This is a genomic window from Rhodobacter calidifons (genome assembly GCF_011174775.1).
Lineage (GTDB): Bacteria > Pseudomonadota > Alphaproteobacteria > Rhodobacterales > Rhodobacteraceae > Tabrizicola > Tabrizicola calidifons.
The window spans coordinates 14,682-35,635 of sequence record NZ_JAANHS010000010.1 but is presented as its reverse complement, the minus strand read 5'-3'; the positions used below and the strand labels follow the sequence as shown (position 1 = coordinate 35,635).

20 protein-coding genes are annotated in these 20,954 nt (G+C 67.5%); 10 read left to right on the top strand and 10 right to left on the bottom strand.

Annotation, left to right across the window (positions count from 1 at the left end):
* The first annotated feature begins 75 nt into the window (after window positions 1-75).
* The 3 genes from G8O29_RS13200 to G8O29_RS13190 all read left to right on the top strand — a co-directional run bounded on the left by G8O29_RS13200 (window position 76) and on the right by G8O29_RS13190 (window position 1,943).
* The gene (locus G8O29_RS13200) at window positions 76-609 is read left to right on the top strand and encodes a tetratricopeptide repeat protein (protein WP_166403698.1); all 534 of its coding nucleotides are present in this window, start codon (window positions 76-78) and stop codon (window positions 607-609) included.
* 23 nt (window positions 610-632) lie between these two features.
* Complete coding sequence (locus G8O29_RS13195; protein ID WP_166403697.1) at window positions 633-797, top strand: hypothetical protein; 165 nt, start codon at window positions 633-635, stop codon at window positions 795-797.
* A 69-nt stretch (window positions 798-866) separates the two neighbouring features.
* The gene (locus G8O29_RS13190; RefSeq protein ID WP_242679109.1) at window positions 867-1,943 is read left to right on the top strand and encodes a flagellar motor switch protein FliG; all 1,077 of its coding nucleotides are present in this window, start codon (window positions 867-869) and stop codon (window positions 1,941-1,943) included.
* A 33-nt stretch (window positions 1,944-1,976) separates the two neighbouring features.
* Here G8O29_RS13190 and G8O29_RS13185 read toward each other — a convergent pair whose 3' ends face one another.
* The gene (locus tag G8O29_RS13185) at window positions 1,977-2,549 is read right to left on the bottom strand and encodes an outer membrane protein (RefSeq protein ID WP_207623818.1); all 573 of its coding nucleotides are present in this window, start codon (window positions 2,547-2,549) and stop codon (window positions 1,977-1,979) included.
* 169 nt (window positions 2,550-2,718) lie between these two features.
* Between G8O29_RS13185 and G8O29_RS13180 the strand changes: the two genes are divergently transcribed.
* Both G8O29_RS13180 and G8O29_RS13175 read left to right on the top strand, forming a co-directional pair.
* Complete coding sequence (locus tag G8O29_RS13180; protein ID WP_166403695.1) at window positions 2,719-3,603, top strand: DMT family transporter; 885 nt, start codon at window positions 2,719-2,721, stop codon at window positions 3,601-3,603.
* Window positions 3,604-3,611: 8 nt separating this feature from the next.
* On the top strand, window positions 3,612-4,505 hold the full coding sequence (locus G8O29_RS13175) for a lysophospholipid acyltransferase family protein (RefSeq protein ID WP_166403694.1): 894 nt from the start codon (window positions 3,612-3,614) through the stop codon (window positions 4,503-4,505).
* 32 nt (window positions 4,506-4,537) lie between these two features.
* On the opposite strand, the gene G8O29_RS13170 is transcribed toward G8O29_RS13175, so the two are convergent.
* Window positions 4,538-5,233 carry a DUF1223 domain-containing protein gene (locus G8O29_RS13170; protein WP_166403693.1) on the bottom strand — a complete coding sequence of 232 codons (696 nt, stop codon included), beginning with the start codon at window positions 5,231-5,233 and terminating at the stop codon, window positions 4,538-4,540.
* Window positions 5,234-5,408: 175 nt separating this feature from the next.
* Here G8O29_RS13170 and acnA point away from each other — a divergent pair, with 175 nt between their 5' ends.
* The gene (gene acnA / locus G8O29_RS13165) at window positions 5,409-8,096 is read left to right on the top strand and encodes an aconitate hydratase AcnA (RefSeq protein ID WP_166403692.1); all 2,688 of its coding nucleotides are present in this window, start codon (window positions 5,409-5,411) and stop codon (window positions 8,094-8,096) included.
* A gap of 385 nt (window positions 8,097-8,481) precedes the next feature.
* On the opposite strand, the gene G8O29_RS13160 is transcribed toward acnA, so the two are convergent.
* The 6 genes from G8O29_RS13160 to G8O29_RS13135 form a co-directional block, all read right to left on the bottom strand.
* On the bottom strand, window positions 8,482-9,021 hold the full coding sequence (locus G8O29_RS13160) for a DsbE family thiol:disulfide interchange protein (RefSeq protein WP_166403691.1): 540 nt from the start codon (window positions 9,019-9,021) through the stop codon (window positions 8,482-8,484).
* The gene (gene ccmD / locus G8O29_RS13155; RefSeq protein WP_207623817.1) at window positions 9,014-9,172 is read right to left on the bottom strand and encodes a heme exporter protein CcmD; all 159 of its coding nucleotides are present in this window, start codon (window positions 9,170-9,172) and stop codon (window positions 9,014-9,016) included. The genes G8O29_RS13160 and ccmD overlap by 8 nt, the downstream gene beginning before the upstream one ends.
* The gene (locus G8O29_RS13150; protein WP_166403689.1) at window positions 9,172-9,900 is read right to left on the bottom strand and encodes a heme ABC transporter permease; all 729 of its coding nucleotides are present in this window, start codon (window positions 9,898-9,900) and stop codon (window positions 9,172-9,174) included. Before G8O29_RS13150 ends, ccmD begins: the two co-directional genes overlap by 1 nt.
* A gap of 55 nt (window positions 9,901-9,955) precedes the next feature.
* Window positions 9,956-10,612: a heme exporter protein CcmB gene (ccmB, locus tag G8O29_RS13145; protein ID WP_166403688.1), complete on the bottom strand. Its 657-nt coding sequence runs from the start codon at window positions 10,610-10,612 to the stop codon at window positions 9,956-9,958.
* 73 nt (window positions 10,613-10,685) lie between these two features.
* Window positions 10,686-11,300, bottom strand: a complete 615-nt coding sequence (gene ccmA, locus G8O29_RS13140; RefSeq protein ID WP_166403687.1) for a heme ABC exporter ATP-binding protein CcmA — start codon at window positions 11,298-11,300, stop codon at window positions 10,686-10,688.
* A 45-nt stretch (window positions 11,301-11,345) separates the two neighbouring features.
* Entirely contained in the window at window positions 11,346-12,959 is a 1,614-nt protein-coding gene (locus tag G8O29_RS13135) for a N,N-dimethylformamidase beta subunit family domain-containing protein (RefSeq protein WP_166403686.1), read from the bottom strand.
* An 86-nt stretch (window positions 12,960-13,045) separates the two neighbouring features.
* Here G8O29_RS13135 and G8O29_RS13130 point away from each other — a divergent pair, with 86 nt between their 5' ends.
* The 4 genes from G8O29_RS13130 to G8O29_RS13115 all read left to right on the top strand — a co-directional run bounded on the left by G8O29_RS13130 (window position 13,046) and on the right by G8O29_RS13115 (window position 18,998).
* Complete coding sequence (locus tag G8O29_RS13130; RefSeq protein ID WP_166403685.1) at window positions 13,046-14,419, top strand: NAD(P)/FAD-dependent oxidoreductase; 1,374 nt, start codon at window positions 13,046-13,048, stop codon at window positions 14,417-14,419.
* A 77-nt stretch (window positions 14,420-14,496) separates the two neighbouring features.
* Window positions 14,497-15,801 (top strand): vanadium-dependent haloperoxidase, encoded by a 1,305-nt coding sequence (locus G8O29_RS13125; protein ID WP_166403684.1) that lies wholly within the window; start codon window positions 14,497-14,499, stop codon window positions 15,799-15,801.
* Window positions 15,798-17,384 carry a CRTAC1 family protein gene (locus G8O29_RS13120; protein WP_166403683.1) on the top strand — a complete coding sequence of 529 codons (1,587 nt, stop codon included), beginning with the start codon at window positions 15,798-15,800 and terminating at the stop codon, window positions 17,382-17,384. Before G8O29_RS13125 ends, G8O29_RS13120 begins: the two co-directional genes overlap by 4 nt.
* Window positions 17,385-17,864: 480 nt before the next feature.
* Complete coding sequence (locus tag G8O29_RS13115; protein WP_367890178.1) at window positions 17,865-18,998, top strand: serine/threonine-protein kinase; 1,134 nt, start codon at window positions 17,865-17,867, stop codon at window positions 18,996-18,998.
* Between the two features lie 25 nt (window positions 18,999-19,023).
* Here the strand turns inward: G8O29_RS13115 and G8O29_RS13110 are convergent, their stop codons facing one another.
* Window positions 19,024-20,235: an ABC transporter permease gene (locus G8O29_RS13110; protein WP_166403682.1), complete on the bottom strand. Its 1,212-nt coding sequence runs from the start codon at window positions 20,233-20,235 to the stop codon at window positions 19,024-19,026.
* Window positions 20,232-20,954 carry an ABC transporter ATP-binding protein gene (locus G8O29_RS13105; protein WP_166403681.1) on the bottom strand — a complete coding sequence of 241 codons (723 nt, stop codon included), beginning with the start codon at window positions 20,952-20,954 and terminating at the stop codon, window positions 20,232-20,234. Before G8O29_RS13105 ends, G8O29_RS13110 begins: the two co-directional genes overlap by 4 nt.

The following is a 20,954-nucleotide window of genomic DNA, read 5'->3' as shown; positions in this document are numbered from 1 at the left end:
GGCCGACCCCTCATTTCCGGTCTTGCCCGAGACACAATCGTGCTACCTTTCGGAAAATTACCGAAAGGTTCCACGATGCGCATGATCCTTGCCGCAGCCCTTGCCCTAACACCGCAGCTTGCGCTTGCGGCCGGGAGTGACGACAGCCAGCCGCCCAAGCCCACCGCCACCACGACCGAATGTGCCAAGGGCGAAATCTGGGACGAAAAGACCAAGGCCTGCGTGAAGGCCGAGGAAAGCAGCCTGAACGACGACCAGCGCTTTGGCGCGGTGCGCGAACTGGCCTATGCCGGCCGGCCCGACGAGGCCCTGGCCGTGCTGGCCACGATGACCGAGGGCGAGACCAGCCGGGTGCTGACCTACCGCGGTTTCCTGCTGCGCCAGACCGGCCGGGTCGAGGAAGGCATCGCCGCCTATGAACGCGCCATCGCGCTGGATCCCGCGAACATCCTGGCGCGCAGCTACTATGGCCAGCTGCTTGTCCAGATGGACGAAGCGGCGCTGGCCCTTGCGCAGCTTGACGCGATCCGGGCGCATGGCGGCAGCGGCTCCTGGGCCGAGACCGCGCTTGCAGCCGCGATCGAAACCGGAGTGACCTACACCTACTGACCCGGCAACCAACGGAGGACCAGATGAAACCAGCCGGACTTCTTGCCATTCTCGCCTTCTCGCTTGTGCCCAGCCTCGCTGCGGCGGGGTGCAGGGGTGAGCCGATGAACCAGACCGCCGCCAGCTGCATGCCCGGCATGGTCTGGGACAGCGCCAAGGGCACCTGCGTGGAAAAGCCGACCAGCTGATCGCCGGCCGAAAGCTTCCGTTAACCCGGCGCTGCGAGGCTTGCCTCATCGGGAATCGATGAGGATGGAATGCCCCAGGATATGGTGCCCCTTGCCCGGATCACTCCGGAACGGCGGGTCGTTGCCGTAAACCCCGTGCCGCGCCGGGTTCTGACGCCGCGGCAGAAGGCCGCGGTGATTGTGCGGTATCTTCTGACCGAGGGCACGTCCCTGCCGCTTGCCGCGCTGCCCGAACACATGCAGGCCGCGCTGGCCGAGCAGATGGGGCAGATGCGGCTGATCGACCGCGCCACGCTGGATGAAGTGGTGGCGGAATTCCTGTCCGAACTGGAATCGGTCGGCCTCGCCTTCCCCGGCGGGATCGAAGGGGCGCTGTCGATGATGGACGGCCACATCTCGCAATCCGCGGCCCAGCGCCTGCGGCGGATGTCCTCAGCGTCGTCCAAGATCGACCCGTGGGAGCGGATAACGGCGCTGCCCGCGGACCGGCTGCTGCCGATACTGGTGAACGAGGCGGTGGAAGTCGGGGCCGTCATGCTGTCGAAGCTGCCGGTGGCCAAGTCGGCCGAGCTTCTGGGCAAGCTGCCGGGCGAACGCGCGCGGCGCGTGGCCTATGCCGTGTCGCTGACCGGCAATGTCGATCCCGAAACCGTGCGGCGGATCGGCGCGGCACTTCTGGCCGAACTGGACAACCAGCCGCCCAAGGCCTTTGACCAGGGGCCGGTGGAACGGGTGGGTGCGATCCTGAACGTCTCGCCCTCCCTGACGCGCGACGACGTACTGGAGGGGCTGGAAGCCGAGGATGCCGCCTTTGCCGCCGAGGTCAGGAAGGCGATCTTCACCTTCGCCCATATCCCCACACGACTGAACCCGCGCGACACGCCCAAGATCACCCGCCTGGTCGAACAGCCGCAACTGGTGACGGCGCTGGCGGCCGCGATGGGCAAGCCGGGGCTGGAGAAGGCGGCAGAGTTCATCCTGGCCAACATCTCGCAACGCCTGGCCCAGGGCCTGCGCGAGGAAATGGGCGCCCGCGGCAAGGTCAAGGAAAAGGACGGCGAAGAGGCGATGACCGCGATCATCGCGGCGATCCGCACGCTGGAGGCGAGCGGAGAGATCACCCTGATCCAGCCGGAGGAGGACTGAGGCAGAGCCGCCCGCGACGGCCCGCCTGCCCGGTCAAAAGCGGTAGTCAACCCGAAGCGCGATTTCCTTCAACTTGATGTCGAGCCCGGTCCCGTCGAAATCGTTCTTGTCCTCGACAAGATATTCCAGACCGACCGCAATCCGCTGCGTCACGGCGACCTTCGCCCCGAGACCGTAGTTGGTCATCGTGTCGGAGGCCACAAGCGGTCCGGTCACCTTGGCGCTCGACAGGCCGACGAAGGCATAGGGCATAAAGCGCCCGGCGCCGTAGCCGCCGATCAGCTTCAGCCGGGTCGAGGTCGACTCGGTTGACGCGAAGTCGTCATAGTCGATCTTCGCGTAGGCCAGTTCGCCCCCCAGGACGAGATTGCCGAAGTCGCGCAGATAGCCGGCCTGAAGACCGAAGCCGTTCGTATCGCTGGTGCCGCCGACGCTGTTGCGGAAATCGCCGGACATCGCCGACAGACCGACGTAGAACCCGGTCCAGTCATACCCCGCAGCTGCCGCAGGTGCCGCGACCACCGGATCGGCCGGCACCGCCACGGGTCCGCCCGCCTGTGCCGCACCGGCAGACAGTACAAACAGCGCAGCCAAAGCTGATTTCATGACATTTCCTCCAATCAAGACGCTCAATGCCGCCACTATGCGCCAGACGCGCAGGAATGTCATGCAAGCAATTCATTGCACGGTTGCACGGTCGGACGCTGCCGACCTCCATCGCAGCGGGCCGCCGGCCCGCCTTGCCGCGCCTGCCCAGACCCTCTAGAACCGCCGCATGTCCGCCTCTCTCCCCCTGTCCCGGGTCACGCGCGGCGTGGGGCTGATGATCCTTGCGATCTTCCTCTTCACCGCCATGGATGCCACCGCCAAGGGCCTGATCGACCGCTATCCGGCCCCTCAGGTGATCTGGGTCCGCTTCGCCGGGCAGCTGCTGCTGGTTCTTCTGCTCCTGCGCCACCACCTCGGCGCGGTGCTGCGGACGCGCTTTCCGGTGCTGCATTTCTGGCGGTCGGCCTCGCAGTTCGGGGCGACGACCTTCTTCTTCCTGTCGCTTGGCCATATCGGCCTGGCCGAGGCAACGGCCGTCGCCGACACCAATCCGGTCCTCATCACCCTGGGCGCCGCGCTGTTCCTGGGCGAAAGGCTGGGCCCGCGCCGCATCGCCGGGGTCGTCGTGGCACTTGCCGGCGCGCTGATCGTGATCCGCCCCGGGGCCGGCGTCTTCACCTGGGCGGCGCTCCTGCCGCTGCTCTGCGCGGTCTCCTACGCGGCATCGGCGCTTCTGACCCGCAAGATCGGCGCGCAGGAAAGCGTCTGGGCCTCGATGGTCTATGCCGCGCTGTTCGGCACCCTCGTCGCAGGCGCCGCCCTGCCCTTCGTCTGGACCCCGGTCGCGACAGCGGACCTCTGGAAATTCGGCCTGATCGCCTGCCTCGGCACCGGGGCGCAGCTCTGCATCATCCGCAGCTTCTCGATCACCGAGGCGGGGATCGTCGCGCCCTTCGCCTATCTCGGGATCGTCTTCGCGGCCTTCTGGGGCGTGGTGCTTTACGACCAATGGCCGGACCGCTGGACCTGCATCGGTGCGCTTGTGATCGTGGGTGCGGGACTTTATGTCTGGCACCGCGAAAACCGGGCGCTGCGCGCGCCAGAGCCGTGAAAGCCCCGATGCACTCTGACGGAGACGCACCTCCCTTCCGCCCCGACCATTTCGCGATCAACCTCGTGGCGCGCGGGCTGATCGGGCTGGGGCTTGCCCTGCCCTATGCCTGGCGGGTTCCGCTTGTCGGCTGGCTGATGCGCCGGGTGATCGGGCCGCTTGCCGGCTACGACCAGCGGGCGCGCGAGAACCTGGCCATGGTCTGGCCCGACCGGCCTCTGGCCGAGCGCAAGGCCATTGCCGCTGCCGCGCTGGACAATGCGGGACGCACCCTGATCGAGAACTACTCGACCCGCGACTTCCTGGCCCGCGCCCGGACGATCGAGCCCGAAGGCCCGGGCTACCGCGCGCTGATCGAGGCGCGCGAGGCCGGTCGGCCGGTGATCCTCGTCTCGGGCCATTTCGGCAATTACGAGGCCGCGCGGGCGGCGCTTGTGGCGCGCGGCTTCGACATCGGCGGGCTCTACCGGAACCTGTCGAACCGCTATTTCAACGCGCATTACGTCCGCACGATGCAGGCCTTCGGCGGGCCGGTCTTTCCGCAGGGGCGGGTCGGCACGGCGGGGTTCGTGCGGCATCTGAAGGCCGGGGGGCAGCTGGTGCTGCTGTTCGATCAGGACGTGCCGGGGGCGCCCGCCCTGCCCTTCCTCGGCCATCCGGCCCGCACCGCGCTCTCCGCCGCCGAGCTCGCGCTGCGGCTGAAGGCCCAGCTGATCCCCTTCTTCGCCACGCGCGCGGCCGATGGTCTGGGCTTCCGGGTGGAGCTTGACGCGCCGATCCCGCATTCGGACCCCGAAACGATGATGCGGGCTGTGACCTCGGCGCTGGAGGCCAGGGTTCAGGCACATCCCGGGCAATGGTTCTGGATTCACCGGCGCTGGAAGGGTGTCAACCCGGCGTAGGGCGGGCGCCGGCGCGCCCCGTCCGCAGTCGCTCAGTCCACCCGGGCCGCGGCCAGGATCGCCGCCGGGCCCTGTTCCTGCACGATCACCGCGCCCGGTTCGTCGCCCGGGAACGGGGCTGTCACTTCCAGCGGCTCACGGCCCGACCAGTCGCCAAGCCGCTCCCAGGAGGTGACGATGTTGGTGTAGGTGATGGTCTTGCCGGCATTTTCGCCCCGCTCGATCCGCACGGTCTGTTCGGGGGTATAGCGCACCAGCTGCACCCGGACCGGTTCGGCAAGCGGCGGGTCGGCCTCGGCCCGGATGACCAGCCTGTCCCCCTCGCGCCGGACGGTCAGGCGCACCGACGATCCCGCCTCGAGATGCGCGCGCAGACGCTTGGCGGTCTTTTCCGGCGCGAATCCCTCGATCCGGTCCGACCCGCCGATGATGAGTTGTGGCGTATAGATCGTCCGCGACCCCACCGCCTTGGCATAGGCGCGCTGGCGGTCGGTGAACTGGGGCTTGGCGAAATGGTCCACCCAGCCGATGTAGTCCCAGTAGTCCACATGCAGGGCCAGAGGCAGGATCTGCGGGTTCGAAGCCAGCATTGCCACGAATTCGTCAGCCGGCGGGCAGGAGGAACAGCCCTGCGAGGTGTAAAGTTCCACCACCACCACCGGCTCTGCCTGCAAGGGCGCTACGCCCGCAAGCCAGATCCCGCAGGCGGCGCTGACGAAATGTCGCATGTCGCGTATCCTGAACATTGTCCCCACCGCGTTATAGGAAGACCCGCCGACACGAGCCAATCAAGGTTTTGCGAGAGACCTGTCACATGCTGTAGGAAAGCCGAAATGCGGGGCTGGATATTCGGCATACAATGGTATACAAAACTGCGACAGCCGCCTTTCATGGGAGCCAGAGATGACCGTCACCGTAGGACATGACCTTTCGAAGACCCGCAAGACCCTGACCGCAGGGGGACAGACGGTCCACTATTATTCCATTCCCGCGGCCGAAGCCGCAGGCCTTGGGGAATTCTCGCGGCTCCCCGCCTCGCTCAAGGTCGTGCTCGAGAACATGTTGCGCTTCGAGGATGGCAAGACCGTGACGGTCGATGACATCCGCGCCTTTTCCACCTGGGGCGCGAACGGCGGCCAGAACCCGATCGAGATCGCCTATCGCCCCGCCCGCGTCTTGATGCAGGACTTCACCGGCGTTCCGGCCGTGGTGGACCTTGCCGCGATGCGCGACGGGATCAAGGGCCTCAAGGGCTCGGCCGCGAAGATCAACCCGCTGGTGCCGGTCGATCTTGTCATCGACCACTCGGTGATGATCGACGAATTCGGCCACCCCCGCGCCTTCCAGATGAACGTGGACCGCGAATACGAGCGGAACATGGAGCGGTACGTCTTCCTGAAATGGGGGCAGAAGGCCTTCAACAACTTCCGCGTCGTGCCGCCCGGCACCGGCATCTGCCACCAGGTGAACCTGGAATACCTGGCGCAGACCGTCTGGACCGACACCGACCAGAACGGCAACCTCGTGGCCTACCCCGACACGCTTGTCGGCACCGACAGCCACACCACCATGGTCAACGGCCTGGCCGTCCTGGGCTGGGGCGTCGGCGGGATCGAGGCCGAGGCGGCGATGCTGGGCCAGCCCGTGTCGATGCTGATCCCCGAGGTCGTGGGTTTCAAGCTGACCGGCCAGATGCGCGAAGGCACCACCGCGACCGACCTTGTGCTCAAGGTCGTGCAGATGCTGCGCAAGCATGGCGTGGTGAACAAGTTCGTCGAATTCTACGGCGAGGGGCTGGACCATCTGCCGCTGGCCGACCGCGCCACCATCGCCAACATGGCGCCCGAATATGGTGCCACCTGCGGCTTCTTCCCCGTGGACGAGGAAACGCTGCGCTATCTGCACATGACCGGCCGGGACGAGGGGCGCATCGCGCTGGTCGAGGCTTACGCCAAGGCGCAGGGCATGTGGCGCGGGCCGGATTACGACCCGATCTATACCTCGACCCTGCACCTCGACATGGGCGAGATCGTCCCCGCCATCTCCGGCCCCAAACGCCCGCAGGACTGGCTGCCGCTGACCGAGGCCAAGGCCAGCTTCGCCAGGGAGATGCAGGCCAGCTTCAAGCGCCCGATGGGCGTCGAGGTTGCGGTGGAGGGGCAGGATTACAAGCTGTCGTCGGGCAAGGTCGTGATCGCCTCGATCACCTCCTGCACCAACACCTCGAACCCCTATGTGATGATCGGCGCGGGGCTCGTGGCGCGGAAGGCCCGTGCTCTGGGTCTGAACCGCAAGCCCTGGGTCAAGACCTCGCTTGCCCCCGGGTCGCAGGTCGTTTCCGAATATCTGAACGCGGCCGGGTTGCAGGAGGACCTCGACGCCGTGGGCTTCAACCTGGTGGGATATGGCTGCACCACCTGCATCGGCAACTCCGGCCCGTTGCAGCCTGAGATTTCCAAGGCGATCAACGAAGGCGACCTCGTGGCTGCCGCCGTCCTCTCGGGCAACCGCAACTTCGAAGGCCGGATTTCCCCGGACGTCCGCGCGAACTACCTCGCCAGCCCGCCGCTGGTTGTCGCCTATGCGCTGGCGGGCGACATGAACATCGACCTGACCACGGAACCGCTGGGCACATCCAGGGACGGCAAGCCCGTGTATCTCAGGGACATCTGGCCGACGAACAAGGAAATCGCCGACATCGTCCACGCGGTCGTGACGCGCGAGGCGTTCCAGAAGAAATACGCAGATGTCTTCAAGGGCGATGCCAAATGGCAGGCCGTGCAGGTCACGGACAGCGAAACCTACGACTGGCCGCCGACTTCGACCTACATCCAGAACCCGCCCTATTTCCGGGGCATGTCGCCCAGGCCCGGCGTCATCCGGAACATCACCGGCGCGCGGATCCTTGCGCTTCTGGGAGACATGATCACCACCGACCACATCAGCCCGGCAGGGTCTTTCAAGGCCTCGACTCCCGCCGGCAAGTATCTGACGGAACGGGGTGTTCCGGTTTCCGAGTTCAACAGCTACGGCGCCCGGCGCGGCAATCATGAGGTGATGATGCGCGGCACCTTCGCCAACATCCGCATCCGGAACGAGATGCTGGACGGCGTCGAAGGCGGCTATACCAAGGGACCGGACGGGCAGCAGACCTCGATCTATGACGCCTCGATGGCCTATCAGGCGCTGGGCGTGCCGCTGGTGATCTTCGGCGGCATCGAATACGGCGCCGGGTCGTCGCGCGACTGGGCGGCGAAGGGCACGGCGCTTCTGGGCGTCAAGGCCGTGATCGCCGAATCGTTCGAGCGCATCCACCGGTCGAACCTCGTCGGCATGGGGGTGATCCCGTTCGAGTTCACCAACGGCGACACCCGCAAGACGCTGGGCCTGACGGGGGATGAGGTGGTCAGCATCGGCGGGCTTGAGGGCGACCTGAAGCCGCTGTCGCTGGTCCCCTGCACCATCCGCTATGCCGACGGGACCGAGAAGGTGATCCAGCTGAAATGCCGGATCGATACCGCCATCGAGATCGAATACGTGCAGAACGGCGGCGTGCTGCACTATGTGCTGCGGAACCTCGCCGCGGCTTGAGTTCGGAAACGGATTGTTTCCAGGGAAGGCCCGGGCAACGCCCGGGCCTTCACTTTTTGTTCTCATCTGACCGGGCAGAGTGGCAAGGCGCAACTGCCAGAAGGCTTTACCCCATGCCCCAGAGATTTCCGCCGCTTCGCTCTCAAGACAGCCTGTCTGCCAGGGTCCGGGCCCTGCCCGCCTCCTCCGCTGTCGATCTCTCGCTCCTGGCCGCGCTCGTCTTCGTGGTGGCCCTCGCACTCATCTGACGCGCCTGCCCTCGGGATGGGCCGTTCCCGCACCTCTCGCGGGGCTGGCCACCGCCCGTTCAGGTTGACGCCTGCTGAGCGCCCACGACCAAGTCGTTGATTTCATTGTATCTGAAAAGGTGTCCACGCGTGGGCAGTCAGCCGCCTGCGGCCAGGGCCTTCTCCAGCTCCGGCTTGAACCGGGATTCGTAGTCCGTCCCGACCAGCGGCCCCTGAAAGCGGAACAGGACCGTTCCGTCACCGCCGATGATGAAGGTTTCCGGCGGGGCGGTGACACCCCAGTCGATTGCGCCGCGCATCGACGGGTCGGTGGCAACGCCGAGGAAGGGGTTCCCCTCCTCGGCCAGGTAGGCCAGCGCCTTGGCATCGTCGTCGCGGATATTGACCCCGCCAACCCGGATCCCGTCGGCAGCCATCTGGAGCAATACCGGATGTTCGGCCCGGCAGGGCGGGCACCAGGTGGCCCAGAAGTTGACCACCGTCACCTCGCCGCTGCGCAGATCCGCCTCGGTCAGCCCCGGAATGCCGGGCAGCGTGGTCGCGGGCAAGGCAGGCGCTGCGCGGCCGACAAAGACCGAGCGGAGCTCGCCCGGATTGTCGCGCTGCATCCCCGCATAGAACAGCCCCGCCAGTCCCGCGAACAGGACCGGGGGCAGCACCATCAGCCACCTAGCCATCCGATGTCCCCTGCCGCGCCTCGACCTCGGCCAGCGCGCGTTTGGTCCGGGCCGACTGCCACAGGGTCAGCCCCACCAGAGCCGCGATCAGAAATGCCGTGGCCAGGTATGACCCCAGCACCGCGAAGGCGTATTTCCCGAGGTCCGGCATCACGCCACCCTCTCCCGCGCCAGAAGCGCCTTCAGCCGCCGCGCGCGGATCTCGGTCTGGGTCCGCAACAGGACCATCGTCACGAACAGAAGGGCAAAGCCCGCGATGCAGACCAGAAGCGGAAGCCAGAACACGTTCGAGACATTCTCCTGCCTGTCGAGGCTGAGGGAGGCCCCCTGGTGCAGGCCCTGGTTCCAGAAGTTCACCGCATAGCGCGACAGCAGCGCGAACACAGACCCTACCAGACAGAGGATCGAGGTCAGGTCGGCGGCCGTGTCCGGGTCCTCGATGGCCGCCCACAGCGCCATGTAGCCGAAATAGAACAGGGTCAGGATCAGGAACGAGGTCAGCCGCGGATCCCAGGCCCACCAGGTCCCCCACATCGGCTGGCCCCAGAGCGCCCCGGTCAGTAGCGCGATCAGCGTGAAGGTCAGGCCCACGGGGGCCGCGGCCTTGGCCGCCAGCGCGCTGACATGGTGCCGGCGGACGATCCAGACCAGCGAGGTCACCAGCATCATGATCCAGACATTGATCGCCATCATCGCGGCGGGGACATGCAGGTAGATGATCTTGACGGTCGAGCCCTGCTTGTAGTCATCCGGCGTGAAGAAGAAGCCCCAGACCAGCCCGACCGCCAGCAGCACAACCGTCAGCCCGACGGCCCAGGGCAAGGCCCGGGTCGAAAGCGCCATGAACTTCTTCGGGTTCGCATATTCCCAGATCGACATGGGCCGTTGCCTATCCTGTTCCCGCTTGCCGCTCAACACACCATCGCGCGATGCCTCAGCGCAAATTGACGCGGATCGCGCTGGCGGCGGCAAAGGGCAGCAGCGCGGCCGCCCCCAGGCTGATCGCTGCCAGAAGCGCAAGCGGTGTGCCCAACGCCATCCCCTCGGCGCCCCGCCGTACCACTTCGCCGCCGAAGATCAGGGTCGGAACATAAAGCGGCAGGACCAGCAGGCTGAGCAGCAGCCCCCCCCGGCGCAGCCCCACGGTGATCGCCGCGCCGAAGGCGCCGATCGCTGACAGCGCAGGGGTGCCCAGCAGAAGGCTGAGGATCAGCCATGGATAACCGGCCGCTGGCAGGTTCAGGAACACCGCCAGCCCCGGGGCGATCAGGGTCAGGGGCAGCCCCGTGACCAGCCAATGCGCCAGCGCCTTGACTGCCACCACCGCCTCGAGCGGGATCGGCGCGGTGGCCAGAAGATCCAGCGAGCCGTCCTCGTGATCCAGCGCGAAGATGCGGTCCAGCGACAGAAGGCAGGCCAGCAGCGCGCCGATCCACAGGATGCCCGGCGCGATCCGGCCAAGCGTGCCGCCTTCGGGCCCGACCCCAAGCGGCACCAGCACCGACAGAAGGAAGAAGAAGGCAAGCCCCAGCCCGAATCCCCCGCCCGAACGGAAGGCGAGGCGCAGGTCGCGAAGAAGAAGGGCCTTCATGCCGCCCCCCGCATTTGCCCATGTCGAAAATACTCCCGCCGGAGGCTCCGACGGCTGGTCCGGGCGCAAGGCGTCATGTGAAAGCCTCGTCGAAACCGCTGCTCTGGATCACCCGGGCGCGGTACGGGTCCAGGTCGAGGACCCGCGCCTCGGGCAGGCCGAGGTCGATATGGGTCGCGATGACCGCAAGCCCGCCCCCCGCCAGATGCCGGCGCACCGCCGACGTGAACAGCGCGACCGAGGCGGTATCAAGGCTGACGGTCGGCTCGTCCAGCAGCCAGATCGGGCGGCCGGTCACCAGAAGGCGCGCAAGGCCCAGGCGCCGCTTCTGGCCGGCGGACAGTTCGCCCGCACGGCGCCGCGACAGTCCGGTCAGGTCCAGCGCGGCCAGCGCGTGGTCGATGGCAGGGCCTCCGTAGATGCGCGCCCAGAATTCCAGATTCTCGGCCGCGGTCAGCGTCGCCTTCAGCCCGTCGGCATGGGCGGCATAGGCAACGCTGTCGGGGGGCAGGTCGCAAGTGCCCTCCGCAGGTGCTTGCAGGCCCGCCAGCGTGCGCAGCAGCGTGGTCTTGCCCGACCCGTTCGGTCCGCGCAGGATCAGCGCCTGGCCGGGCCCGACCGTCAGCGTCAGGCCGCGCAGGACCGTGACGCCGCCCCGGGCCGCCGCAAGGTTTTCAAGGCTCAACATGCGGCAAGGCCTAGCCCATGGCCGCGCGCGGGGGAAGGGGATAGGTCACCTCGACCCCCATGCGCCCAGAAGAATGTTCCGCGTCACCACCTCGACGGGACGTTCCCGGGCGATCAGCCCGGCGACCCATTCGCAGCTGCCCGCATTGAACACCGTCCCCCTGCCCCGGCGATACTCCGCCACGCAGCCGTTGCCGCGGCTGGCAAGGCCCAGGGTTTCCGGCGTGACCGCGCCGTAGATTGTCCGCGCGACCTCTTCGGCATCCAGGGTGCCGATGAAGTGGTCCATGTCGTGCCGCCCGGTATGGTGGGCAAGCGTCGTGGCGGGTGACAGCGCGACGATGGTCAGCTCTCCCTCCAGCCCGGTGTCGGGCGCCGGATACGGCAGGCCCTTGCGGATCTCGTAGTCGATCCCGTCCACCTCGTAGCCGAAGATCCTGGAACCGGCCCCAAGCACATCCCCGTAGCCAAGCCCGGTTCCGGCCAGCGACCAGTGGTCGGGGCGGTAGATCGTGAAGCCGCCCGCGCCATGGGCGGCGCAGCGGCTCCAGCCCGCATAGACGCCCATGCTGCCGGTCAGGCCCATGGTCGCCACGGCGGGGCGCTCTGTGCGGGGGTGGTCCCAGTAGCTGGTCAGCCGCCGTGTCGCGCCCATCGGATCTTCGGCTTCGGCGCGGGTCTTGTAGCAGGTCTGCGTCGCAAGATCGTCCGACAGCCGCGTCTGCCAGAAGAAGTTGCCCCCGAACCGGGCCAGTTCTCCGCCCGCATCAAGCCAGGCGTCGAGGTGGTCGCGCATCTCCCAGGTCCAGTATTCGTCGTGGCCCACGATCACCGCGCGCCGGTAGCCATCCAGAAGCTGCGGGTCCGCGTGAAGGTCGTGCTGGGTCAGATAGTCCAGCGCGATCCCTTGCGTCTCGGCCCAAAGCGCGAAGGGCCGTTCGAAGGCCGCCCAGCCCGAGGAGGCGTATTTCTTGGAAAGGCCGTTCGCGCGGGCATATTCCATATGCGGATAGCGCGGACGCGACAGCAGCGGCGAGGCATGCGGGATGCGCGGGGCGTCCCCGGGCCAGCGGACGAAGCCCGAGGCCCAGGGGCGCAGAAGGCTGACCTCGGCGGCGAAGTCACCGCCCGTGGGGCCGGTCAGGCCCTGATAGTGGTTCGACCCGCCCCAATCGTTGTAGGCACACCAGGTGCCGGTCGCCAGAACCAGCGCCAGGCTTGCCACGGGCCGGGCGGGCTTCACCACGAACATGCCCAGCGACCGGTGGCCCTCGATCTCCAGCGTCACGGTGTAAAGCCCCGTCGGCCAGTCCTCTGGCACCACCGTCTCGAAGGCCAGGGGCCAGTCGCAGCCCCGGACCGAGCAGTCGGCGGGTGTGGGGGCAAAGCGGGTGGGGATCACGGTGTCAAGGACGATGCGAGGCGTCAGGCCGTCCCGCGCGATGGTCAGCCGTGCCTCCTGCGCCGAGGACACGGCGTGCAGGCGCAGCCTCTCTCCTGCCCGGCAGGACAGCCTCGCGGTATAGCCCCAGACCTGGGCGCGCGCCGGGTCGGGCGAGGCGGCTTCATAGTAGTGCCCGGTGACCGGATCGCCATCGTCGTATGGCCCGGCAACGAAGAAACCCCGCATCCCCTTGCCCCCGTGGTTTTCCGGCAGCATGGGCGGCGCAACCGGCGAAGGCAACGCCCCTTCGGCCTTGAAATGCGATGGGCGCTGTGGCCCCTTGGGCGCAAACAGGGGGTTCCATGCGGATCGGAGAGGTCTCTTTCTGGTATGCCGACATCGGCCTGCCCTACCGTCGCGCACCTCTTTCGGGGGACACGACGGCGGATGTGGCGATCATCGGGGCGGGGTATACGGGGCTCTGGACCGCCTGGTATCTGAAACAGGCGCATCCCGCGCTGGATGTGCTGGTGATCGAGAAGGATTTCGCGGGCTTCGGCGCCTCGGGCCGCAACGGCGGCTGGCTGACCGGCGGCTTCGCCTGGAACCATGCGCGCTATCTGCAAACCGCGTCGGAACATGCGGTCCGGTCGATGGTCGAGGCGATGAACGGCACGGTGGACGAGGTGATCCGCGTGGCCGAGGCCTGCGGGATCGAGGCCGACATCCAGCGCACCGACGAGCTGATGGTGGCGACGAAGCCGGCGCAGCTCGCCCGGATGCGGGCCGAAATCGCGCACCGGCGCCACTGGGGCGATGAGGAACGGGTCTTCGAGATGTCGGCCAGGGATCTGGAACGCCGCATCCGGATCCCCGGCGCTCTGGGGGCGATGGTGGTGACGCATGTCGCGCGGATCCAGCCGGCAAAACTGGTGCTCGGGCTGGCCAGGGCCGTGGAACGACAGGGCGTCCGCATCGTCGAGGGCACGACGGTGACCGCCTATGAACCAGGCGTTGTCACCACCGACCACGGCAAGGTCAAAGCCCCGGTGATCCTGCGCTGCACCGAGGGCTTCACGGCGGGTCTGCCGGGACGCAAGCGCGAATGGCTGCCGATGAACTCGGCCCAGATCGCGACCGAGCCCTTGCCGCCCGAGGTCTGGGACAAGATCGGCTGGCAAGGGCACGAAATCGTCGGGGATTTCGCCAATGCCTATTGCTATTGCCAGCGCACGCGCGAAGGCCGGATCACCGTCGGCGCCCGGGGGGTGCCCTATCGCTTCGGCTCCAGCATCGACACCAACGGCGCGCCGGACGCCGAGACGATCCGCCGGCTGACCGCCGTCCTGCACCGGCATTTCCCGGCGGCACGGGACGCCAGGATCGACCATGCCTGGTGTGGCGTCCTTGGCGTGCCGCGCGACTGGTGCGCGACCGTGGGCCTTGACCCCGCAACCGGCCTGGGCTGGGCGGGGGGCTATGTGGGGGTGGGCGTCTCGACCTCGAACCTTGCGGGGCGCACGCTGGCGGACCTGGTGCTGGGGCGCGACACGGACCTTGTGCATCTGCCCTGGGTCAACCGCAAGGTGCGACCATGGGAACCCGAGCCCTTCCGCTGGCTGGGTGTGCACGGGATGTATGCCCTTCTGAACGCGGCCGACCGGCGCGAGGATCGGCCGGGCGCGGGGCCGTCGCGGCTGGCGGCGCTGGGCAACTGGCTGACGGGGCGCGGCTGACCCCTGATCGCCCGGTCCGCCAGTTGCCCCCGCGGTGCGGAGTGCGCTAACTTCCGCGCCATTCCTGGGAGGAGATCATGCAGATTGACCGTCGCCGCTTTCTGGCCCTGTCCGGCGCTTTCCTGGCCACACCTGCGCTTGCAGCCGACCGGGCGGACCTGTGCCGCCGCGCGCTGCATGGCTGGTACCGGCTGGTGCTGGAACTGGTGCGCCATACCGCGACCTATTCGCCCCCCGTGGCGGCCCGCGCCTTCGCCTATGTCGGCATCATCGCCCATGAAAGCCATGTCGGACTGGTGCCCGGGCCGCTGACGCTGGCCGGCCAGGTGCAGGGTCTGGCGCCGCTGCCCGCCCCTGCCCCCGGCCTTGACCCGGCGGCGGTGCTGGATGCGGCTTTGGGCCGTGCGATGGGCGACTTCTTCGGCAACACCGGACCCAGCGGCCAGGGCGCGATGCAGGCCATGGCGCGCAAGCTGGCGGCCGAGATCGACCGGGACCTGACGCCCGAGGTCGCCGCCGCCAGCCGCGCGCATGGTCTGGCCATCGCGCAGCACGTCTGGGACTGGTCGCTGTCGGATGGCGGCGCGGTGGTGGAGAACCTGGGCTTTCCCTTCGACTATACCTTCGGCGAGGATCCGAAGGACTGGGTGCCCACCTCGGACATCCGCATCCAGCAGGCGCCGCTGCTGCCGAACTGGGGCAAGAACCGCACCTTCGCCCTGCCCGCGCCCGACCTCTGCACTCTGCCCTCGCATCCCGAGTTTTCCACCGAACCGGGCAGCGCCTTCCATGCCGCGGCGATGGAGGTCTACGAGGTCTCGAAGGCCCTGACCGAAGAACAGAAGACCATCGCCCGGTTCTGGACGGATGACCCGATGCTGTCGCCCACTCCGCCCGGGCATTGGGTCAGCATCGTCCTCCAGATCGCCGAGCGCGACCGGATGCCGGCCGAACGCGCTGCGGCGGCGCTGGCGGTGCTGGGCGTGGCCATTGCCGATGGCTTCATCGGCTGCTGGGCCGAGAAATACCGCTGGAACCTCGTCCGCCCCGTCACCTACATCAAGCGTTACATCGATCCGAACTGGGAAACGCTGCTGATCACGCCACCCTTCCCGGAATATCCGTCGGGCCATTCCACCCAGTCCGGCGCGGCCGAGGTGGCGCTGACCGCCTTCTTTGGCGACAACTTCGCCTTCGAGGACGCCACGCATGCCGATGACGGCCTGGCGGTGCGCCGTTTCTCCAGTTTCCGCGAGGCGGCGGAAGAGGCTGCGATTTCCAGACTTTACGGCGGCATCCATTACCGTTTCGGCAATGAGCAGGGGCTGGTGCAGGGCCGCTGCATCGGCGCCTTTGCCGCGCAGCTGAAGACGTTCGCATGAGGTCAGCCCCGCGCCTGGCCGCCCTGCTTCTGCCCCTTGCCCTGCTCGCCCTGGCCCTTCCCGCCCTGGCCGAGCCGGTCGTGCCCGTCTTCACCGACGAAACCGCCACAGCGGGCCTGTCAACGGTCTTCGAGGGCGAGTGGGAATACATGGTCGGCGGCGGGGTCGCCACCTTCGACTGTTCCGGCGACGGTTTCCCGGAGATCCTTCTCTCGGGTGGCGCAGCGCCTTCGGCGCTGTATCTGAACCGCAGCGCACGGGGCGGGCCGCTGGTCTTCGAGAAGACCGGGGCGATCACGCTGGACGCGGTGCTGGGCGCCTATCCGCTGGACATCGACAGCGACGGGCTGATGGATCTGGTGGTGCTGCGCCAGGGGCCGAACCGGCTGCTGCGGGGTCTGGGCGACTGCCGGTTCGAGGATGCGACCGAGGTCTGGGGTTTTGACGGCGGCACCGCCTGGTCCACCGCCTTTGCCGCGATCTGGGAAAGGGGTCAGGACTGGCCGACGCTGGCCATCGGCAACTATGTCGATCGGCTGGCCGAGGACTTTCCCTGGGGTTCGTGCACCGACAACTGGCTGCACCGCCCCGATGGCAGGCGCTTTGCCGCTCCAATTCCGCTGACGCCATCGTTCTGCGCGCTGTCGATGCTCTTCACCGACTGGAACCGTTCGGGCCAATGGGCGCTGCGGGTGTCGAACGACCGCGAATACTACAAGGGCGGACAAGAGCAGATGTGGCACCTGGAGCCCGGGCAGCCCCCGCGGCTGTATTCGGAGGAGGAGGGCTGGAAGCGGCTGCGCATCTGGGGCATGGGGATCGCCGCGGCGGATGTGAACATGGACGGCTATCAGGATTACTTCCTGACCTCGATGGCCGACAACAAGCTGCAATTCCTGAAGGATCCGGCCACGGGCCAGCCCGACTATGCCGACCTGGCCTTCAAGTCGGGGGTCACGGCGCACCGGCCATATACGGGCGGTGACCTGCGCCCCTCGACCGCCTGGCATCCGCAGTTTGCCGATGTGAACAACGACGGGCGGCTGGACCTGTTCGTCGCCAAGGGCAACGTGGCCAGGATGCCCGATTTCGCCGAACGCGACCCGAACAACCTGCTTCTGGGCACCGCAGAGGGCCCCTTCGTCGAGGCGGGAGACCGCGCGGGCGTGGCCAGCATGGGCATCGCACGCGGCGCGCAGGTGGTGGACCTGAACCTTGACGGCAAGCTGGACATCGTGGTGGTGAACCGCTGGACCAAGGCCGAGGTCTGGCGCCAGACCGGCGAAAGCGGCGGGAACTGGGTTCAGGTCCGGCTGAGGCAGGATGGCGCCAACCGCGATGCCATCGGCTCGGTGGTCGAGATCCGGCGCGGCGACAAGGTGGAACGGCACGAGATCGTCTCGGGGGGCGGGCATGTCTCGGGCTCGGTCGGCTGGCTGCACTTTGGCCTGGGCGATGCGGCCGAAGCCCGGCTACGGGTCATCTGGCCGGACGGCAGCGCGGGCGACTGGATGGTGATTCCGGCCGGCAGTTTCCAGATCCTGGGCCGCGACCGGCCGGCGGAAGCCTGGGCACCCGGCTGAACCGGCCGCGAATCATCCAGGCAGCATCAGGTCGAAGCGGCTGCGCAACTTGTGATCGTGAAACGCGATCCGACCACCCGCAAGACGCGCATCCCTGGCAAGATCAGGGCAAGACCCTGGCGCATCCCTCTGGGATCGCAGGAGATTTGCCACACTTTGCAAAATGCGAAGATTGCCCATGCCGGCCGAGCGCAGGCAATTTTTCCTTTTTTATTAACGTATTACGCTTATGCTGGATGAAATCGTAGCCCTTGGGCGATACCAGCGGCCCGTTTCGGCCCCTGCGCATGATTTGGCTTAGCTTCTGGGCATTTGCGTCGGAACATGCACAGGGACTAGACTCGTCAGCGGACGATACGGGTCGCGGAGTTGAGGCCGCAACGCATTGATCCGAAGCAAGGCAATGCCATCGACGCGCACAGAAGGTGCGGAACGACTGGACATGCGAATTGATGAGTGCCCTGACCGACAGGTGTGAACGTGACGCAAGGCCCGACGCAGATCAGCAACCAGCTTGAGACCGAACTGGGCCGCGTGGACCCGGATGCCTTTGCCGACGACCTGATGCCGGGGACAAAGCTTCTGGGCGGGCACTACACGATCGAGGGCTTCCTGAACAGCGGCGGCTTCGGGATCACCTATCTGGCGCGGGACAACCTCGACCGCAGGGTGGTGATCAAGGAGTGCTTTCCGAACGCGCTGTGTCGGCGGTCCACCAGCCTGGTGCGCGCCAGGTCACGCAAGCACCACAACGATTTCCGCGGCTTCGTCGAAAGCTTCATCGCCGAGGCGCGCAGCCTGGCACGGCTGGTGCATCCGAACATCGTCGGTGTGCATCAGGTGTTCGAGGACAACGACACCGCCTATATGGCGATCGACTTCATCGACGGGCGCGACCTGCACGACATCATGAATTCGACGGATCAGGCCTTCACGCCCGACCAGATCGTCGTGATGCTGAAGAAGATGCTGAGCGCGGTGGAATTCATCCACCAGTCCGGCATCCTGCACCGCGACATCTCGCCCGACAACATCCTGGTGGACAAGACCGGCAACCCGATCCTGATCGACTTCGGCGCGGCCAGCGAACAGGTGGTGCGGGCGACGCGCGTGCTGACCGGGCGGCGGGTCATCAAGGAAGGCTATTCGCCGCAGGAGTTCTATCTGACCGGCGCGGAACAAAGCCCGGCCAGCGATCTCTATTCGCTGGCGGCGACCTTCCATCATCTGATCTCCGGCCAGGCCCCACCGGAAAGCCAGCGCCGGCTGGCGCGGGTGGCCGAAGGCGCCCCCGACCCCTACGAGCCGCTGGCCGGCCGTTTCGAGGGCTATCCGCCCGGCTTTCTGGAGGCGATCGACAAGGCGGCGCGGGTGATGCCCCGCGACCGCATCCAGTCGGCAGCGGACTGGCTTGACTGGCTGAGGATCGCCGAAGAAGGCGGGGAATTGCCTGAACGTCTGACGGCCCAGGCCGCCGCCCGACCGGGCTCCGGCCGGACGCAACCCGCGCCGGGGCCGGCTGCGGCGGGCAGCGCCAGCCCCTGGATCAGGTTCGGGGCAGGCGGCGCGCTTGTGGCGGCCGGGATCATCGCTGTCTGGTGGATCTTGCCCTGACCCCCGGGCGTGAGGGTCTGCCGGGCTATTCGTGACGCAGCGCGTCGATCGGGTCCAGCCGCGCCGCCTTGCGGGCCGGGAAAAAGCCGAACATCACCCCGATCAGTGCCGAGAAGGCGAAGGCCATCAGCACGACATAGGCCTGCGGCGCAAAGGGAATCGCCATGTATAGCGAGGCTCCGAAGGCCAGGCCCAGCCCGACGATGACGCCGATGATCCCGCCGACCAGCGACAGGACCACGGCCTCGACCAGGAACTGGGTCAGCACCTGGCGGCCCTCGGCGCCCACCGCCAGCCGGATCCCGATTTCGCGCGTGCGTTCGGTGACCGAGACCAGCATGATGTTCATGATACCGATGCCGCCGACCAGAAGGCTGACGGCCGCGACCGAGGACAGCATGCCGGTCAGCACCGAATTGATCCCGGTCAGCACTTCGGCGATCTGCGCGCGGTCGCTGATGTTGAAATCGTTCGGCGCGCCCTCGGCGATCCGCCGCCTGTCGCGCATCAGCGCCTCGATCTCGCGCGCGCCGCGCTGGGACGAGACTTCGGGCGCAAGGGCGACCGAGATCGAGGACACGTTCTCGCTGCCCAGAAGCCGGCGCTGCACGGTGCGGATCGGCATCAGCACCAGGTCGTCCTGATCCTGCCCGAAGGCCCCGGCGCCCTTGGCTTGCAGCAGGCCGATCACCTCGCAGGTGACCTTGCCGGCGCGCAGCTCGCGGCCCACCGGATCGGCCGCGCCGAACAGCGTCCGCCGGACGGTTTCGCCGATGACGCAGACCGAGGCGCTGGCGCGATCTTCCGAACGGTCGAAGCCCCGGCCGCTGACCACCGTCCAGCCGCCGACCGCAAGGTAGCCCGAGGTCGCGCCGGTGACGCTGGTGGACATGTTGGCCGCCCCCGCCACCACGGTCTGCAACGAGGAGACGGTCGGCGACACATGCGCGATGACCGGCAGTTCCGCCAGGGCATCGGCGTCGCGCAGGGTGAAGGGGCGCGTCGGCCCCGAGCTTGCCGGCCCCGGCCCGAAGCCGCGCCCGCCCGGTCGCACTGTCAGGACATTGGTGCCCAGGCTTTCCACGCTGGCCGCGACCGACCGCGACGACCCCTGCCCCACCGTCACCATGGCGATCACCGCCGCCACGCCGATGACGATGCCCAGCATGGTCAGCGCCGAGCGCAGCTTGTTGCGGCGCAGCGCCAGAAGCGCAAGGCGGACGGTTTCCCAGATCATGCCGTGGCCCGCTCTGCCATGGCGCTGTCGCTGCGGATGCGGCCATCGGCAAAGATGACCAGGCGGCGCGCATAGGCCGCGACGTCATCTTCGTGGGTGACCATGACGATGGTGATGCCATCCTCGCGGTTCAGCTTCTGCAACAGCTTCATGATCTCGTGGCTGCGGTGGCTGTCGAGGTTGCCGGTCGGCTCGTCGGCCAGGATCACCATCGGGTCGCCCACCAATGCGCGGGCGATGGCAACGCGCTGCTGCTGGCCGCCCGACAGCTGCGACGGGTCGTGATCCTCGCGTCCCTCCAGGCCCACCTTGGCCAGGGCCGCGCGGGCGCGCGCGATCCGCTCGGGCCGCGGCATGCCCTTGTAGATCAGGGGAAGCTCGACATTCTCCAGGGCCGAGGTGCGCGGCAAGAGGTTGAAGCCCTGGAACACGAAGCCCAGGAAATGCCGCCGCAGAAGCGCGCGCTGGTCGCGGTCAAGGCCCTGCACCTCGACCCCATTGAAGAGATAGCGGCCCGAGCTTGGCCGGTCGAGAAGCCCGATCGTGTTCATCGCCGTCGATTTGCCCGAACCCGACGGCCCCATGATCGCGACGAATTCGCCCTGTTGGATGACAAGGTCCGTGTGATCCAGCGCCCGCACCTCGGTCTCGCCGGAGCCATAGACGCGGCAGACATCGGCAAGTTCGATCAGGGGCGGGCGCGATGCAGCGGGGGACAT

What these genes read in the sequence shown, in the direction of transcription:
- G8O29_RS13185 (WP_207623818.1), bottom strand. Translation starts at nt 2,549, where the DNA reads ATGAAATCAGCTTTGGCTGCGCTGTTTGTACTGTCTGCCGGTGCGGCA.
- ccmB (WP_166403688.1), bottom strand. Translation starts at nt 10,612, where the DNA reads ATGAAGGCCCTTCTTCTTCGCGACCTGCGCCTCGCCTTCCGTTCGGGC.
- G8O29_RS13195 (WP_166403697.1), top strand. Translation starts at nt 633, where the DNA reads ATGAAACCAGCCGGACTTCTTGCCATTCTCGCCTTCTCGCTTGTGCCC.
- ccmA (WP_166403687.1), bottom strand. Translation starts at nt 11,300, where the DNA reads ATGTTGAGCCTTGAAAACCTTGCGGCGGCCCGGGGCGGCGTCACGGTC.
- G8O29_RS13130 (WP_166403685.1), top strand. Translation starts at nt 13,046, where the DNA reads ATGCGGATCGGAGAGGTCTCTTTCTGGTATGCCGACATCGGCCTGCCC.
- ccmD (WP_207623817.1), bottom strand. Translation starts at nt 9,172, where the DNA reads ATGCCGGACCTCGGGAAATACGCCTTCGCGGTGCTGGGGTCATACCTG.
- G8O29_RS13200 (WP_166403698.1), top strand. Translation starts at nt 76, where the DNA reads ATGCGCATGATCCTTGCCGCAGCCCTTGCCCTAACACCGCAGCTTGCG.
- G8O29_RS13180 (WP_166403695.1), top strand. Translation starts at nt 2,719, where the DNA reads ATGTCCGCCTCTCTCCCCCTGTCCCGGGTCACGCGCGGCGTGGGGCTG.
- G8O29_RS13150 (WP_166403689.1), bottom strand. Translation starts at nt 9,900, where the DNA reads ATGTCGATCTGGGAATATGCGAACCCGAAGAAGTTCATGGCGCTTTCG.
- G8O29_RS13120 (WP_166403683.1), top strand. Translation starts at nt 15,798, where the DNA reads ATGAGGTCAGCCCCGCGCCTGGCCGCCCTGCTTCTGCCCCTTGCCCTG.
- acnA (WP_166403692.1), top strand. Translation starts at nt 5,409, where the DNA reads ATGACCGTCACCGTAGGACATGACCTTTCGAAGACCCGCAAGACCCTG.
- G8O29_RS13190 (WP_242679109.1), top strand. Translation starts at nt 867, where the DNA reads ATGCCCCAGGATATGGTGCCCCTTGCCCGGATCACTCCGGAACGGCGG.
- G8O29_RS13170 (WP_166403693.1), bottom strand. Translation starts at nt 5,233, where the DNA reads ATGCGACATTTCGTCAGCGCCGCCTGCGGGATCTGGCTTGCGGGCGTA.
- G8O29_RS13125 (WP_166403684.1), top strand. Translation starts at nt 14,497, where the DNA reads ATGCAGATTGACCGTCGCCGCTTTCTGGCCCTGTCCGGCGCTTTCCTG.
- G8O29_RS13105 (WP_166403681.1), bottom strand. Translation starts at nt 20,954, where the DNA reads ATGTCCCCCGCTGCATCGCGCCCGCCCCTGATCGAACTTGCCGATGTC.
- G8O29_RS13135 (WP_166403686.1), bottom strand. Translation starts at nt 12,959, where the DNA reads ATGCTGCCGGAAAACCACGGGGGCAAGGGGATGCGGGGTTTCTTCGTT.
- G8O29_RS13160 (WP_166403691.1), bottom strand. Translation starts at nt 9,021, where the DNA reads ATGGCTAGGTGGCTGATGGTGCTGCCCCCGGTCCTGTTCGCGGGACTG.
- G8O29_RS13110 (WP_166403682.1), bottom strand. Translation starts at nt 20,235, where the DNA reads ATGATCTGGGAAACCGTCCGCCTTGCGCTTCTGGCGCTGCGCCGCAAC.
- G8O29_RS13175 (WP_166403694.1), top strand. Translation starts at nt 3,612, where the DNA reads ATGCACTCTGACGGAGACGCACCTCCCTTCCGCCCCGACCATTTCGCG.